Raw genomic sequence first — 13,708 nt, forward strand, 5'->3', positions numbered from 1 at the left:
ATTAACGCTTGATGCTATCGATTTTCAGCATCCGGGCAATCACTTTATCCAGTTCCTGCTCTTCAAAAATCACTTTCCAGTCCGGCTTCACGATTTTCTCGCGGCCATACTCCATGGCGATCATACAGGCATCGGAGAACGGGTTAGTGGCGCGGAACGCCACGGCCAGGGCAATCTGGATATGTCCATACAGCATCGCTTTCGCCGCTTCTTCCGGTACGCCGCTGTGCTTGACGGTTTCATCCAGCGCTTCTTTCATAAACGCGCCGACCATGCAGGCCACGGTTTCCACCAGCGTCGGCTCCAGGTAGGCCAGCTGTTTCACCGTTACCCAGTGCAACTGCTCGACCGGGCCGTACATGCAGCTGATTACCTTGCTCAGCTCGGCTTTTTGCGCGTCGCTGCCGGTTTCATAAGAAGCCGCAACATGCTGCACCGCCGCCACGCCGCCGAAGGCATCCGCGTGTTCTTCTTTGGTGTAACGCTGGAGGAACACCGACGGATGGCACGGATGCGCCACCGCGTACTCAATGCCGTCGCGCTGGGCGATCAGATTGGCGTAGGCCGCAGCCGGGTCGAGGGTCAGCAGTACCGCGCCGGGTTTCATCTGCGGCACCACGGCTTCAGACACTTTGCCCAGCACGATATCCGGCACCGCCAGAATCACCACATCGCTCACCGGCACCACGGACTGCGCGTCGGAAAGCTCACGGCCCTTATCAGTAACCTGTTGCTGCGCGGCCGGTGAGTTTTCACAGTAGAACACCTGATAATCGCTGTTCTGGAAATTCGCCGAAATACGCATCCCCATTTTGCCGCCCGCACCGATGACAGTAATAGTTTTCAATTCAGCAGACATGATGTGACTCCCTGGATATCGTTGAGGAATGATTAGAGGTTTGTTTATCAAGCAGATACTTCATGTTGTGTTCTGTCCAGGCCGCTTCGACGCGGCAGGAACGTTCACCGTCGCCCTGCCAGGGCAACCAGTGCTCAATAATCTGGTTAATACCGCGGGTTTGCGGCTCGATTTGCTGATAAATCTCGTCGTAGCGCAGCAGGCCTTCGCCGAGCTTCGCGCCCGCAAGGGTAAAGCCCACCCAGCCGTCGCGGCGCGAGAAGGCAAAATCTTTGACGTGCCAGTTCAGGACGTATGGCGCGGTTTTCGCCACCACCTCCATCGGCGACTCCAGGCTGGCGACGCAGTTGGCCGGGTCGAGGCAGATGCCCACCAGCCCCGAGTTAATCGCTTTTACCAGCGCGACGTTGTCGTCAGTAGGCACCTGTTCGTAGGTTTCCAGGCAAATCGCCACGCCCTGATTTTCAAAGGCCGGCAGCACGCTTTCCACGCTGCGCTGGGCTTCGCTGAGCGTCGGGCGATGTTCCGGGCTGTTGATCATGGTGCGCAACAGGGCGCACTCCAGCTCGCCGGCAATCGCCAGGTAGCGTTGCAGATGCGCGGGCATCACGCCTTTGGTGCCCAGTTCGAGCGTGACGCCCGCCCGCGCGGCATGTTGGGCCAGGCGCGCCAGTTCGCTGGATGGCCAGTCGGTGATTGGCGCGTAATCGCAAATCTGGAACACCGTCGCGCCAAGCCGCGCGCTGTCGTCGATGGCCTCAAACAGGCTCATCGGTTTGGGCGCTTTCTCTGACAGCTGCCAGAAATAAGCGTAAGTACTGAGTCCGAGTTTCATGCGCGCTCCTGATTTTCGGCGTGGGTTAACAGGGTGTGGGCTTCATCAAGGATCGCCTGCATCGCGGCGGGCTGATGGGCAAAGCGGCCCAGAAACAGCCCGTCGACGTGCGGCCACAGCTGGGTCAGCAGCCCGGGTCCGGCGCTGCCGCCGTAGATGACGCGGTGGTCGCCCGGCAGCGCCAGGAGATGCGCCCGCAGCCCTGCGCACACGGTCTGAATATATTCGGGGGAAGCCGGTTGCGGCGCGCCGATGGCCCACTGCGGCTCCCAGGCAAAAATCAAATCCCCGGTGAGGGCGTGTTGTTGCAGAAAATGAATAATCTGGCCCGCTTCCTGAATCGCGAACGCGGTGGCGCTGTCGATGGCCATTTTTTCCGGCTCGCCAATGCAGATCACCGGCGTTAAGCCATTCTCCAGCGCAAGCTGGACTTTGCGGCAAATCACCGCCTCGTCCTCATGAAAATGACGGCGACGTTCGGCATGACCGATTTCAACAAACTTCCCGCCCATCTCGCTGACCATGGCCGCGCTGGTTTCGCCGGTCCACGCGCCGGGTTCGGCAGGCGCGATATTTTGCGCCCCAACCTGCATGGCGGTGCCGTTGAACGCGCGCAGCGCGCCTTCAAGCGCCGGGGCTGACGGGAAGGTAAACAGCGTGGCATCCGGGCAGACGCTCAGCAGCGGATGCTGGCGCACGATTTCCGCCACCTGGCGGCTCCAGTCGAGGGTTTGCTGATACCCGAAATACATCTTCAGGCTCACGCCGAGCGTCAGTTTTACTGACATACCGCCCCCTCTTTCGCGTTGTCCGGAACGGCGGTAAAGCAGTTGCCCACCGCCGTGACGATCATCGCCAGCGAAACCGCACCGGCGTCGGGCGTGCCCAGACTGCGTTCCGCCAGCGGGCGGGCGCGGCCCATTTTCGGCAGCAGCTGCGCGGTCTGTTCGGCGCACTGCCCGGCGTGGCGGGCGGCGTTATGCCAGGCCTGGGCCAGCGGTAAACCTTTGTTCACTTCTTCAAGCAGCGCTTCGCTAAACGGCAGCAGCACATCCACCAGGGTTTTATCGCCGGGTTTGGCTTTGCCGAAATGCATCACGCCGTGAGCGGCGTCGCTGACCGCCTGGGCTACGACTCTGGCATCCGGGCGCTGTTGATTGCCAATGCCGGTGCCGATGGTGTTTAAAATCACGCCCCAGATTGCCCCGGAGGTGCCGCCAGCCTGGTCGGCCCAGGCGTCGGCAGCCTGCTGCAATACCGTACCTGCGCCAGCGCCCAGCGCCAGGCAGCGATGGGCGCTGTCCCGTGCCGCGCGTACGCCGCGCTCCATCCCGATGCCGTGATCGCCATCGCCCGCGATGGCGTCGATACGGCCTAACTCGTCCACGTTCTGGATCACCACGTCGGCCAGCGCATCCACCATCGCGACCACGCGCACGGCGGCGGCACGCGAGGCGTCAGAGGCTTCCGGCACCGTGTCCTGCTGGCATTCGCCGCCGTCGCTGGTCTGGAGCGGCTGCGCGGTCAGCACCGAGCCGCGTTTAAAGGCCGGGCTATAGGCCGGAGCCAGCCACAGCGCTTCCAGCTCGTCGGTAAACCAGGCGAGGGTCAGCGACAGCCCGGCCATATCGAAGCTGGTGACGAATTCGCCCACCTGGACATCGGCCAGCACCACGCCCTGCTCGATCAGGCGCTGCTGAACGCCATGCCACACCACGAACAGCTCTTCATATTTCACCGAGCCGAGACCGTTGAGGATCGCCCCGACGCGCGCGCCCTTCACGCTCACGCCTGGCGGTAAATCGTTGAGCAACTGCTCCACCAGCATATCCGCCAGCTCGCTGGCCCCCGGCACCGCCATTTCGCGGATGCCCGGTTCGCCGTGGATGCCCATCCCGAAGCCCATCTGCCCTTCCGGCACGGTAAACAGCGGATGTTCAGCCCCCGGCAAGGTACAGCCGGAAAACGCCACGCCGATGGTGCGGGTGCGATCGTTAGCGCGTCTGGCGACGGCAAGTACCTCCTGCAACGATGCGCCCTGTTCAGCGGCGGCGGCGGCGGCTTTGAACACCACCAAATCCCCCGCCACGCCGCGGCGTTTTTCACTTTCGTTTGGCGCTGCGCTGGTGATGTCATCGGTTACGGCAATCAGCTCGCACGGAATGCCTTCGGCAATCAGCCGTTCACGGGCCAGGCCAAAGTGCAGCACGTCGCCCGCATAGTTGCCGAACGCTAACAGCACGCCCGCGCCGTTATTGGCGGCCTTCGCCACCGAACAAATCTGCTGGGCCGAGGGCGAGGCGAACAGGTTGCCCATCGCCGCGCCGTGCGCCAGCCCCTGCCCCACCAGCCCGGCGAACGCCGGGTAGTGGCCCGAGCCGCCGCCGATGACAATCGCCACCGTCCCTGGCTGACTTTGGGTATTACGAATAACCCCGCCCGGCACCTGCCGCACGATTTCAGCGTTGGCGCTGACAAAGCCAGCCACCATCTCTTTGGCGAATTCGGAGGGATTATTAAATAGCCATGTCATATCAGTGCTCTCCTGCTCGTTTCATCTTCACATCAGCGGCGGGTTTGGTGTGGGGAATGCGGCTTAACACCAGCATCATAATGGCCGACAGCAGCATAAATCCGCCCACCACCATCATCGGCACCAGGTAACTGTGCGTGGCATCATGCAGCGCGCCGGTAATGTAGCCCGCCGAGAACCCGGCCACGTTGCCGAGGGTATTGATTAACGCCACCGCCGCTGCCGCAGAGGCACCCGACAGGAACTGGGTCGGTAAGGTCCAGAAGTTCGGCAGTGCGGCAAAAATGGCGCTGGCGGTTAATGAGATCACCACCATGGTGGCAAACGGCGTTTCCATATACAGCGCGGTAGGCACGGAGATCGCGCCGACCAGGGCGGGAATGGCGATATGCCAGGTTTTGCAGCCGCGGCGGGAGACATCCCGCGACCAGAAGTACATCACAATGGCCGCGACCAGGTACGGCGCGCCGGTGATCAGCCCTTTCTGCATCACGCCGAAGGTGACGTTGAACTGGCTCTGGAAGCCGCCGATGATGGTCGGCAGGAAGAACGCCAGGGCATACAGGCCGTACACAAAGCCGAAGTAAATCAGGCACAGCACCCAGACGCGGGCGTTGGACATCGCCGAGCGCAGGCTGTGGTTAGCGGCGCTGGATTTCTGGGCGTCTTCACGCGCCAGCTCGCTGTTAAGCCACTCTTTCTCCTGCGACGTCAGCCATTTGGCGTCGTTCGGCTTATCGATCAGATAGAACCAGGCAATGATACCCACCACGATAGCCGGCACCGACACGCCGAGGAACATCACGCGCCAGCCTTCCAGCCCGAATAAGCCGTGCTGATTGATAAACCAGGCCGCCAGCGGCGCGCCGAATACCACGGTCAGCGGCTGCGCCAGATAGAACAGCGCCAGAATTTTGCTGCGATGACGCGCCGGAACCCAGGCGCTTAAGAAGAAGATCGCGCCGGGGAAGAAGCCCGCTTCCGCCACGCCGAGCAGCAGGCGCAGGATATACAGCCCTTCGACATTACTCACCCAGGTGAATAACAGCGAAACGATACCCCAGGAAACCATGATACGCGCCAGCCAGCGACGCGCGCCGTAGCGGTGCAGCGCCAGGTTGCTGGGCACTTCCAGCAGGATATAGCCAATAAAGAAGATCCCTGAAGCCAGGCCGAACTGCGCGACCTGGATGCCCAGGTCGTCCATCATGCCGTTGGGGCCTGCAAAGGAGATGGCCGTCCTGTCGAGGAAGTTAATAAAGAACATCAGAGCAACAAATGGCACAAGACGAATCGAGATCTTACGAATGGCTGACTTTTCTACATCAGTCGCGACGTTTTGATGAGTGCTGGTCACAGTGTCTCTCCTTCCGGGCAAATCGGGTTACCGGTGGGATCAGAGGAATAAGGGTGTTGTCTATAAACCGCGATTATGGATAAGCCCCGTTCCATATCTAATGTCGTTTCCTATTCACATTTTCGCTACATGACAAATGAACATTAACAGCTCATAAGATTTGTGCATATGAGCATCCAGTGAAATTGTGATCGCCCTCAAAATGTCTTTAATCAGCGATACGCGGGCCTTTTCACCCTAAAAAGAGGTAGCAAAGGTTAATTTTGACTGTTCATATGAAAATGTATTGAACTTATGTTTATTAAAAGCTACTTTTTAGTCAGCCAGAATTTGTTCACATGAATAGAATCTGTTCAGATGAACAACAAAACTTCCCCTGTACCCTGATGTGAGGAAACCACTATGTTAACTATTGCGATTGGTGCTGATGATGCAGCGACGGAGCTGAAGAATCTGGTGAAGTCCCATTTGCAGTCGAAAGGCATTGAAGTTGTCGACTTCAGTCATGACGTCGGCGACAACCCGTTAATCTACCCGGATATCGCCTTTAACCTGGCCAGCGCTATCGGCGACGGCACCTATCCGCGCGGTATTCTGCTGTGCGGCACCGGCATCGGGATGGCGATTGTCGCTAATAAAGTCCCCGGCGTGCGCGCCGCCCAGTGCCATGACACCTATTCCGCCGAGCGCGCGCGTAAGAGCAACGATGCGCAGGTGATGACCCTTGGCGCACGCGTGATCGGCCCGGAGCTGGCGAAGAACATTGTTGACGTGTGGCTGGCCTCGGAATTCGAAGGCGGGCGCTCCGCGCCGAAAGTCGACAAAATCACGTATTACGAGAATCAGGGCAAGTCTGCGTGATCACCGGCTGCCGCTTAACCTCTGTGTTCTGAAAGGATCAAGATCATGAGTCAGTTAGATGAACTCAAACGCATCACTACCGTGGTGGCGGACAGCGGCGACATCGAAGCCGTTCGCCGTTTTAAACCGCAGGACGCTACCACCAATCCGTCGCTGATCCTCAAAGCGGCGGCGATTCCTCACTATCAGTCGCTTATCGATGAGGCGATTCAATACGCCGTTGCACAGGGCGGCAGCCGTGACACGCAGATCATCAACGCCAGCGACAAACTGGCGGTGAATATCGGTCTGGAGCTGCTTAAGCACGTGCCGGGGCGCGTTTCGACCGAAGTGGATGCGCGCCTCTCGTTCGATCGCGGGCTGTGCGTCGCCAAAGCGCGCAAGCTGATCCGCCTGTATCAACAGCAGGGCGTGGATAAATCGCGGATTCTGATCAAGCTCGCCGCCACCTGGCAGGGCATTCGCGCCGCCGAAGAGCTGGAAAGCGAAGGGATCAACTGCAACCTGACGCTGCTGTTCTCTTTCGCCCAGGCCCGCGCCTGCGCCGAAGCGGGGGTGTATTTGATTTCGCCGTTCGTCGGGCGCATTTACGACTGGTATCAGCAGCATCAGCCGCAGGAAAATTATCAGGCGGAAAGCGATCCGGGCGTGGTGTCGGTGCGGGATATCTACCATTACTACAAAGCCCACCGTTACCCGACGGTGATCATGGGTGCCAGCTTCCGTAAAACCGGGCAGGTGCTGGCGTTAGCCGGATGCGATCGCCTGACTATCTCTCCTGCCCTGTTAAGCGAACTGGCGTCGCGGGAAGGCAGTGTGGACGTGAAGCTGAGCGCCGATGTGCCGGCAGAAAACCGCCCTTCGCCGATAAGCGAGTCCGAGTTCTACTGGCAGCATCATCAGGATGCCATGGCGGTGGATAAACTGGCGGAAGGCATTCGCCTGTTCGCGGAGGATCAGGAAAAACTGGAGGCCATGCTGGCCGCGAAGCTGGCGCAGCAGGCGGTTCCGTCGTTAACGGAATAAAGCCCAGGGCCGCCGATGCGGCCCTTTTTTTACAGCAAAAACAGCGTCGCCAGCCCGAGGAAAATAAAAAACCCGCCGGTATCGGTGATCGCGGTGATCATCACGCTGGAACCAATTGCCGGATCGCGCCCTAAGCGGGTCATGAGCATGGGGATCAGCACGCCCATGATCGCCGCCACCAGCAGATTGAGCATCATCGCCAGGGTCATGACCCCGCCCAGCGCCCGGTCGTCATACAGCCACCAGGTCACGCCGCCCATAATGCCGCCCCATACCAGGCCGTTTATCAGCGCCACGCCGATTTCACGCAGCATCAGGAAATGAATATTGCCCGGCTGGATTTGCCCCAGCGCCAGGGCGCGCACAATCATGGTGATGGTCTGGTTACCGGTGTTGCCGCCGATGCCCGCCACAATCGGCATCAGCGACGCCAGCGCCACCAGTTGCGCGATGGTCTGTTCGAACCCGTCGATCACCCGCGAGGCGATAAACGCGGTACACAGGTTAATCGCCAGCCACGCCCAGCGGTTTTTTACCGCCTTCGCCACCGGCGCAAACACGTCTTCTTCGGTGCTTAGGCCACCCATCCGGCGCAGATCGTTATCGGTCTCTTCGTACACCACATCGACGATCTCATCGATGGTCAGACGGCCAATCAGCCTGCCCCGCTCGTTCACCACGGCGGCGCTGACCAGGTTGTCGCGTTCGAAGATGCGCGCCGCCTCTTCGTCGTGAAATTCCGGCGTCAGGATCACCGGGTTGGCGTCCATCACATCGCATACCACCGCCTGCTGTGGGTTAAGCAAAATGGTGGTCAGCTCCAGTTCGCCCATCAGGGTGTTATCGCGATTCACCACAAACAGCTTGTCGGTGTTGTGCGGCATTTTGCCCAGGCGACGCAGGTAGCGCTGCACCGTCGCCAGGGTAATTTCGGGACGCACGGTGATCACCTCAAATTCCATGATCGCGCCGACGCTGTTTTTCTCGTACATCAGCATCTGCCGCGCCCGGGCGCGTTCGCGCGCCGGGAGCGAGGCCAGCAGGCGGCCCGTCAGATTACGCGGCAGGTGTTGGGCGATATAAATCTGTTCATCGACATCCAGCTTGCTGATGGCGGCGATCAGCGCCTGGTCGCTCATCTCGTCAATGAGATCGTCCCAGACGTTGTCCGAGGCCTCAAGCAGCACGTGGCCGCGCTTTTCATCGCCCACCAGCCGCCAGATGGCGTGGCGCTCTTCCGGGGGCAGCGATTCCAGGGTATCAGCGAGATCCGGTGCGGGCAGGCGCTGCACGCGCAGGGCGATATCATCAATGGCTTCGAGCACCTGCTCGGCATCATGATGACCCGGAGCGAGTTTGCCGAGAATGCCCTGGGTGACCGCTTTGTCCGTCGCCAGCAGGTTGAGGATTTGCAGCCGGTCTTCGGCGCGCTGTTTTACGTTATAGGGGGTTACGGTAACCATAAGTCGCGCATTCCATGAAAAGAAAATTCAACAGGGCTATCCCGCCCTTCGTCTGTTTAAGTTCTGTTAAGCATAGCGGGCGCTTTGTAAATTTTACTCAACGAGGCGGGCAAGCGGATAAAAAAAAACCAGCATCGGATACCCATGCTGGTTTTTAACGAGGCGCGCGGCTTAGCTGCCGGTACGGGCGACCGCGTCGCGGCTGGCGCTGTCGCGCTCGTCGCCGGTCAGTTCGCTCAACTGCCCGTTGCGCATTTCCAGCAGCCGATCGGCGTGGATAAAGTAGTGATCGTCATGGCTGATGGCGAAAATGGTTTTGCCCATTTGCTGCATCAGCGGCAGCAGCACCTGGTAAAATTCGCGGCGAAAGTGCGGATCCTGGTCGGCGGCCCACTCGTCCAGCAGGATAATGTCACGCTCTTCGGCCAGCGCCAGTAGCAGCGCCACGCGCTTTTTCTGGCCTTTGGAGAGCTTGAGGTTAAGGATTTTGCCGTTATCCAGCTCAAGCTTAGAGGACATTTTCAGGCGCTCCAGCCACTGCTCTACCAGTTCAGGCCTGGCCGCCTGGCCCTGCGGGCCGAGCAGCTGGTCGAACAGCCACACATCGGTAAACACCGCCGAGAAGTGCTTGCGGTATTCGTCCATGTTGTTGGCGCTGATGACCTGGCCATCCAGTAAAATCTCGCCGGACACCGGCTGATACAGCCCGGTAAGCAGCATCGCCAGGGTGGATTTGCCGCTGCCGTTGCCGCCGATCAGGAACAGCAGTTCGCCGCGATGAATCGTCAGGTTAATCGGCCCCACGCCAAACGAATTATCGCCGTAGCGGAATGCCACATTGCGCAGTTCCAGGGTCTGCCACGGCGCGCGCGGTTGCGGATGGGCAAATTCCGGCTGGTATGGCGCGAGATGGAATTTATTAAGTTTATTAAACGCCACCTGCGCGGTGAGTAACGTGGGCAGCGCGCCCACCGCCGACAGCAGCGGGGTACGCAAGAACAGCAGCGTCAGGGAGAAGGTCGCCGCCACGTTGGTATCCGCCCAACCCAGGCTGTTCGCCATCCAGAATACCAGGCCAATCGCGCCCAGCATCATAATGTTCGACCAGTTCACCGCACTCAGGTGGAAAGTATCGGCACGCACGATGTGGTGGCGATACGCTTTGGCATCCGGCTGGTAGACCTTATCGAAGATGTGCTCCGCCCGCTCGCGGTTGAGGGCCAGCTCTTTGCGCCCTTCCAGTACGGTCTGGTAGTTGTTGTACAGTTTATCTTCGGTTTCACGCAGGATCGCCAGATGGCGGTAAACCCGCGCCACCAGCACAAAGCCGCCCCAGATGGTGATCGCCACCCAGACGGTGGTGACGACCAGCATTTTCGGCGACAGCACCGCCAGATACCAGGCGCAGCCAATCGCCAGAATGATGCCCTGCACCAGTTCCGGCAAACGCACAAAGGCGATGGTGATATTACGGATATCGCTGGTCAGCCCCGCCAGCAATGATGCGCTGCCGAGCTGCTCTACCCGCTCCACCGGGGTATCAAGAATACGTTTGATAAATTCACCGCGCAGGCGATAGACAAAATGGTGGCCGAGAGTGGTCAGCGCCAGCTGCGATGCCAGCGTCACCGCCATCAACAGCAACAGCAGGCCAAGAAACTCAGGCAATACCGCCAGGGAGATATCGACGTTTTCGATTAAGCGTTGGTTAATAAAGGCGATCAGGCCAATGCCCAGGGCAGCACTGGCAAGGCTCAGCGCCATAACCGACAAAAAAGGCCAGCGATACTGACGCCAGACGACCAGCAGAAGTTCCATAAATAGCAGCAATCCACAGCAGAAAATCAATCAGGCATGCAGTGTAAACGGCTGGCGGACGACGGCAAGAATAATTCTTATTTTTATTCGTAATGCCCGGCGGCGCGGAAGGTGACGTTGTAGCGATAGCCGCCGGTCAGAGGATGTTCCCCGGCTTTGAGCGGCTGAATGCCGTGGTAAAACAAACGCGACGGGCCGCCCCACACCACCACGTCGCCGTGCTCCAGCATTATCCGCTGTAGCGGCGCGCTGCGGGTCAGGCCGCCGAACTGGAATACCGCCGGCAAGCCCAGCGAAACCGAAACGATCGGCGCGGCCAGGTTGGGTTCGTCTTTATCCTGATGCAGCGACAGTTTGGCCCCCGGCTGATAGCGGTTAATCAGGCAGGCGTCGGGCTCGAAATCGGGGTAGCCCGCCGCGTGAGACGCCGCATCGCACAGGCGTTGAAAGCTTTCCGGCATGGCGGGCCATGGGTTACCGGTTTGCGGATCGACAAGCGCATACAGATAGCCGCGCCGGTCGGTGGTCCAGCCTAACGCGCCGCAGTTAGTCATCGCCACCGACATGGTGTAGCCGCCGGGGGTCACCATATGGCGAAACGGCGATTGGGCGGCGACGGCGTGGATCGCCGCCATCAGCTGCGGGCTGTCCTGCCGGGCAAAGCGGCGCAGGATCACCGCGCCCGGTGCCAGGGGCTCCTGCCAGGGTTCGTCTTCGGCAAACAGATCGAGCATCAGGTCTCCTTTTTGGCTTCATGTTGCAACAGCGCGGCTTTGCGCGCCACGCCCCAGCGGTAGCCGGAAAGCTGCCCGTCCCGGCGGATCACCCGGTGACAGGGCACAATAATCGCCAGCCGGTTGGCCCCGCAGGCGCTGGCCACGGCGCGCACCGCGTTAGGTTTGCCCACTTTCGCCGCCAGCGCCTGGTAACTGACAGTCTCACCGGACGGAATAGTCCGCAGCGCTTCCCACACCTGCTGCTGGAACAGGGTTCCCTGAAAATCTAACGGCAGATCGAGGCGGGTATCCGGCGCGCGAATGCAGGCCACCACCTTTTCAAGGATATCGCTAAAATCGTCCTGCGCCAGACGGCGTTCAGCCAGCGGAAACAGCGCGGCCAGCTGGGTTTCGAGCTCTGCGTCGCCATCCCCTAACAGCACCGCGCAGATCCCGCGCGGGCTTTGCGCCACCAGGCAGCGCCCAACGTGGCAATCCACCATGGCATAGCGCAGGCTGAGCTGTTTACCGCCGCTGCGAAACTGTTTGGCCGTCATGCCCAGCGCGGCGTCGGCGTCGCGATAAAAGCTGCTGCCCGAGCCAAACCCCGCCTGATACAGCGCAGGCGTGACCGCTTCGCCGTGGGTTAAGGCACTGCGCAGCCGCTGATTGCGCCGGGCAGTTTGCCAGGCTTTGGGCGTCATCCCGGTGACCGATTTAAACAGGCGATGAAAATGATACGTGCTGAGGGCCATTTCCTGCGCCAGCGCGTCGAGCGTAAGGGTTTGTTCGCTGGCGTCCAGCAATGCGCAGGCTTTGCGGATACGCTCGACACGCTGCTGATGCAGCGGCGCTTTATCAGGCTGGCAGCGCTTGCAGGGCCGAAAGCCCGCCGCCTGGGCCGCATCAGCGCTCTGGTAAAAGCGGACATTCTGGCGCAGAGGATGGCGCGCCCGGCACGACGGGCGGCAGAAAATGCCGGTGGTGATAACCCCGAACACGAACTGCTCATCGGCATTCGCATCGCGGGTTTCCACCGCCAGCCAGCGTGCGTCTTCGGTGTGATAGATAGACTGTTTCATGGCTCGCTCCTCTTTAAAGGTAGCCCCACTTTGCCAGCGGGGCTGCGCCAAAAAACTCCGTTTCTTGCTTTTTAATTTTTCTGCGACTGCAGGAAGGTGGCAAACTGCGGCGACATCCAGGTCGAGAAGCCGTTAGGCTCTTTGACGATCAGATACACCGCCAGCTTTTGCTCCAGCGCCAGCGCTTTCGCTTTTTCCGGCCCCAGCACCATCAGCCCGGTGTCCCAGCCGTCGGCTTCCAGCGCCGTGGGGGCGATCACCGTGGCAGAGACCAGCGTATGCTGAATCGGACGCCCGGTGGCCGGATCGATCACGTGCGACAGGCGCTTGCCGTCCAGCTCGTAGTAGTTGCGATAGCTCCCGGCAGTGCTGATGCCGTGGCCGTTAATATCCACCACCGCCGCCACGGCGTTTTCCCGATCCGTGGGCTGCTGGATAGCCACCCGCCAGGCGCGGCCTTCGGGACTGGTGCCCCGGCTGACCAGCGCGCCGCCTACGGAGACTAAATAGCGGCTAATGCCCTCCTGCTCCATCAGGCGCGCCAGGTGATCGGCGGCGTAACCTTCGCCTACGGTGGAGAGATCGACAAACAGATCGGGGATCGCTTTTTGCAGATACTGCGCGCCCGCCGACTGGATCACCTTCAGATGCCCGATTCCCAAGCGGTGCTTCGCCTGCTGGATATCGGCGTCTGACGGCGTTTTTACCGGCTGTTTTTCCGGGCCGAAACCCCATAAATTCACCAGCGGCCCGACAGTGATGTCCATTGCGCCCTGGGTTTTATGGCCGATACGCAGCGCCAGCGTCACGATATCGCTCATGGCCTCGCTCACCGGCCAGGGATCGGTGCTGGCGGAATGGTTGAACTGCATCAGCGCCGAATCGTTTTTCCAGGTGGAAAGCAGCCGATCGTCGCCATCCAGCTGGGCCTGAATTTTATCGCGCAGCGCCGCTTCGCGAGACGGTTCAACACCCGCGAGACTCACCCGCCAGAACGTCCCCATGGTTTTGCCTTCCAGCACCACGGCCCGCCGGGAAGGTTCAACCGGTTGCTGCGAATTATCGCATCCTGAAAGCAGCAGAACGGCGGCCACCATTCCGATGCAAAGTCCTGATAAACGTCTCATTACTCCCCCTCTGTTGAGGCCCGCAGGGTAC

Annotated in this window: 12 protein-coding genes; 2 read left to right on the top strand and 10 right to left on the bottom strand. The window is 60.2% G+C overall.

All coding sequences use genetic code 11. The features are described 5' to 3' along the window. Nucleotide 1: 1 nt before the first annotated feature. From GV764_RS12500 to GV764_RS12520, 5 genes are read right to left on the bottom strand one after another with little or no spacing between them, the layout of a single operon-like run. Nucleotides 2–859 carry a phosphogluconate dehydrogenase C-terminal domain-containing protein gene (locus tag GV764_RS12500; protein WP_161660436.1) on the bottom strand — a complete coding sequence of 286 codons (858 nt, stop codon included), beginning with the start codon at nucleotides 857–859 and terminating at the stop codon, nucleotides 2–4. After that, entirely contained in the window at nucleotides 849–1,694 is an 846-nt protein-coding gene (locus GV764_RS12505; protein ID WP_161660437.1) for a sugar phosphate isomerase/epimerase family protein, read from the bottom strand. Before GV764_RS12505 ends, GV764_RS12500 begins: the two co-directional genes overlap by 11 nt. Next, nucleotides 1,691–2,482 carry a triose-phosphate isomerase family protein gene (locus GV764_RS12510; RefSeq protein ID WP_161660438.1) on the bottom strand — a complete coding sequence of 264 codons (792 nt, stop codon included), beginning with the start codon at nucleotides 2,480–2,482 and terminating at the stop codon, nucleotides 1,691–1,693. The genes GV764_RS12505 and GV764_RS12510 overlap by 4 nt, the downstream gene beginning before the upstream one ends. After that, a complete protein-coding gene (locus tag GV764_RS12515) occupies nucleotides 2,473–4,227 on the bottom strand; it encodes a dihydroxyacetone kinase family protein (protein ID WP_161660439.1) in 1,755 nt (584 codons plus the stop codon). The genes GV764_RS12510 and GV764_RS12515 overlap by 10 nt, the downstream gene beginning before the upstream one ends. A 1-nt stretch (nucleotide 4,228) precedes the next feature. Beyond that, on the bottom strand, nucleotides 4,229–5,584 hold the full coding sequence (locus GV764_RS12520) for an MFS transporter (protein WP_161660440.1): 1,356 nt from the start codon (nucleotides 5,582–5,584) through the stop codon (nucleotides 4,229–4,231). Between the two features lie 402 nt (nucleotides 5,585–5,986). Here GV764_RS12520 and rpiB point away from each other — a divergent pair, with 402 nt between their 5' ends. Further along, nucleotides 5,987–6,445, top strand: coding sequence for a ribose 5-phosphate isomerase B (rpiB, locus tag GV764_RS12525; protein WP_161660441.1), 459 nt, complete (start codon nucleotides 5,987–5,989; stop codon nucleotides 6,443–6,445). A 45-nt stretch (nucleotides 6,446–6,490) separates the two neighbouring features. Further along, nucleotides 6,491–7,471: a transaldolase gene (gene tal / locus GV764_RS12530; RefSeq protein ID WP_161660442.1), complete on the top strand. Its 981-nt coding sequence runs from the start codon at nucleotides 6,491–6,493 to the stop codon at nucleotides 7,469–7,471. Between the two features lie 29 nt (nucleotides 7,472–7,500). On the opposite strand, the gene mgtE is transcribed toward tal, so the two are convergent. The 5 genes from mgtE to apbE form a co-directional block, all read right to left on the bottom strand. Continuing rightward, entirely contained in the window at nucleotides 7,501–8,934 is a 1,434-nt protein-coding gene (gene mgtE, locus GV764_RS12535; protein ID WP_161660443.1) for a magnesium transporter, read from the bottom strand. Nucleotides 8,935–9,105: 171 nt separating this feature from the next. Beyond that, complete coding sequence (locus GV764_RS12540; RefSeq protein ID WP_161660444.1) at nucleotides 9,106–10,752, bottom strand: multidrug ABC transporter permease/ATP-binding protein; 1,647 nt, start codon at nucleotides 10,750–10,752, stop codon at nucleotides 9,106–9,108. 83 nt (nucleotides 10,753–10,835) lie between these two features. Continuing rightward, the gene (gene alkB, locus GV764_RS12545) at nucleotides 10,836–11,486 is read right to left on the bottom strand and encodes a DNA oxidative demethylase AlkB (RefSeq protein WP_161660445.1); all 651 of its coding nucleotides are present in this window, start codon (nucleotides 11,484–11,486) and stop codon (nucleotides 10,836–10,838) included. Continuing rightward, nucleotides 11,486–12,550, bottom strand: coding sequence for a bifunctional DNA-binding transcriptional regulator/O6-methylguanine-DNA methyltransferase Ada (ada, locus tag GV764_RS12550; RefSeq protein WP_161660446.1), 1,065 nt, complete (start codon nucleotides 12,548–12,550; stop codon nucleotides 11,486–11,488). Before ada ends, alkB begins: the two co-directional genes overlap by 1 nt. Nucleotides 12,551–12,621: 71 nt before the next feature. Next, entirely contained in the window at nucleotides 12,622–13,647 is a 1,026-nt protein-coding gene (gene apbE / locus GV764_RS12555; protein WP_161660593.1) for an FAD:protein FMN transferase ApbE, read from the bottom strand. Between the last annotated feature and the right edge of the window lie 61 nt (nucleotides 13,648–13,708).

This window comes from Atlantibacter hermannii, assembly GCF_009907385.1.
GTDB lineage: Bacteria > Pseudomonadota > Gammaproteobacteria > Enterobacterales > Enterobacteriaceae > Atlantibacter > Atlantibacter hermannii_A.

What these genes read in the sequence shown, in the direction of transcription:
- apbE (WP_161660593.1), bottom strand. Translation starts at nt 13,647, where the DNA reads ATGGTGGCCGCCGTTCTGCTGCTTTCAGGATGCGATAATTCGCAGCAA.
- ada (WP_161660446.1), bottom strand. Translation starts at nt 12,550, where the DNA reads ATGAAACAGTCTATCTATCACACCGAAGACGCACGCTGGCTGGCGGTG.
- GV764_RS12515 (WP_161660439.1), bottom strand. Translation starts at nt 4,227, where the DNA reads ATGACATGGCTATTTAATAATCCCTCCGAATTCGCCAAAGAGATGGTG.
- GV764_RS12500 (WP_161660436.1), bottom strand. Translation starts at nt 859, where the DNA reads ATGTCTGCTGAATTGAAAACTATTACTGTCATCGGTGCGGGCGGCAAA.
- mgtE (WP_161660443.1), bottom strand. Translation starts at nt 8,934, where the DNA reads ATGGTTACCGTAACCCCCTATAACGTAAAACAGCGCGCCGAAGACCGG.
- GV764_RS12505 (WP_161660437.1), bottom strand. Translation starts at nt 1,694, where the DNA reads ATGAAACTCGGACTCAGTACTTACGCTTATTTCTGGCAGCTGTCAGAG.
- GV764_RS12540 (WP_161660444.1), bottom strand. Translation starts at nt 10,752, where the DNA reads ATGGAACTTCTGCTGGTCGTCTGGCGTCAGTATCGCTGGCCTTTTTTG.
- rpiB (WP_161660441.1), top strand. Translation starts at nt 5,987, where the DNA reads ATGTTAACTATTGCGATTGGTGCTGATGATGCAGCGACGGAGCTGAAG.
- tal (WP_161660442.1), top strand. Translation starts at nt 6,491, where the DNA reads ATGAGTCAGTTAGATGAACTCAAACGCATCACTACCGTGGTGGCGGAC.
- GV764_RS12510 (WP_161660438.1), bottom strand. Translation starts at nt 2,482, where the DNA reads ATGTCAGTAAAACTGACGCTCGGCGTGAGCCTGAAGATGTATTTCGGG.
- alkB (WP_161660445.1), bottom strand. Translation starts at nt 11,486, where the DNA reads ATGCTCGATCTGTTTGCCGAAGACGAACCCTGGCAGGAGCCCCTGGCA.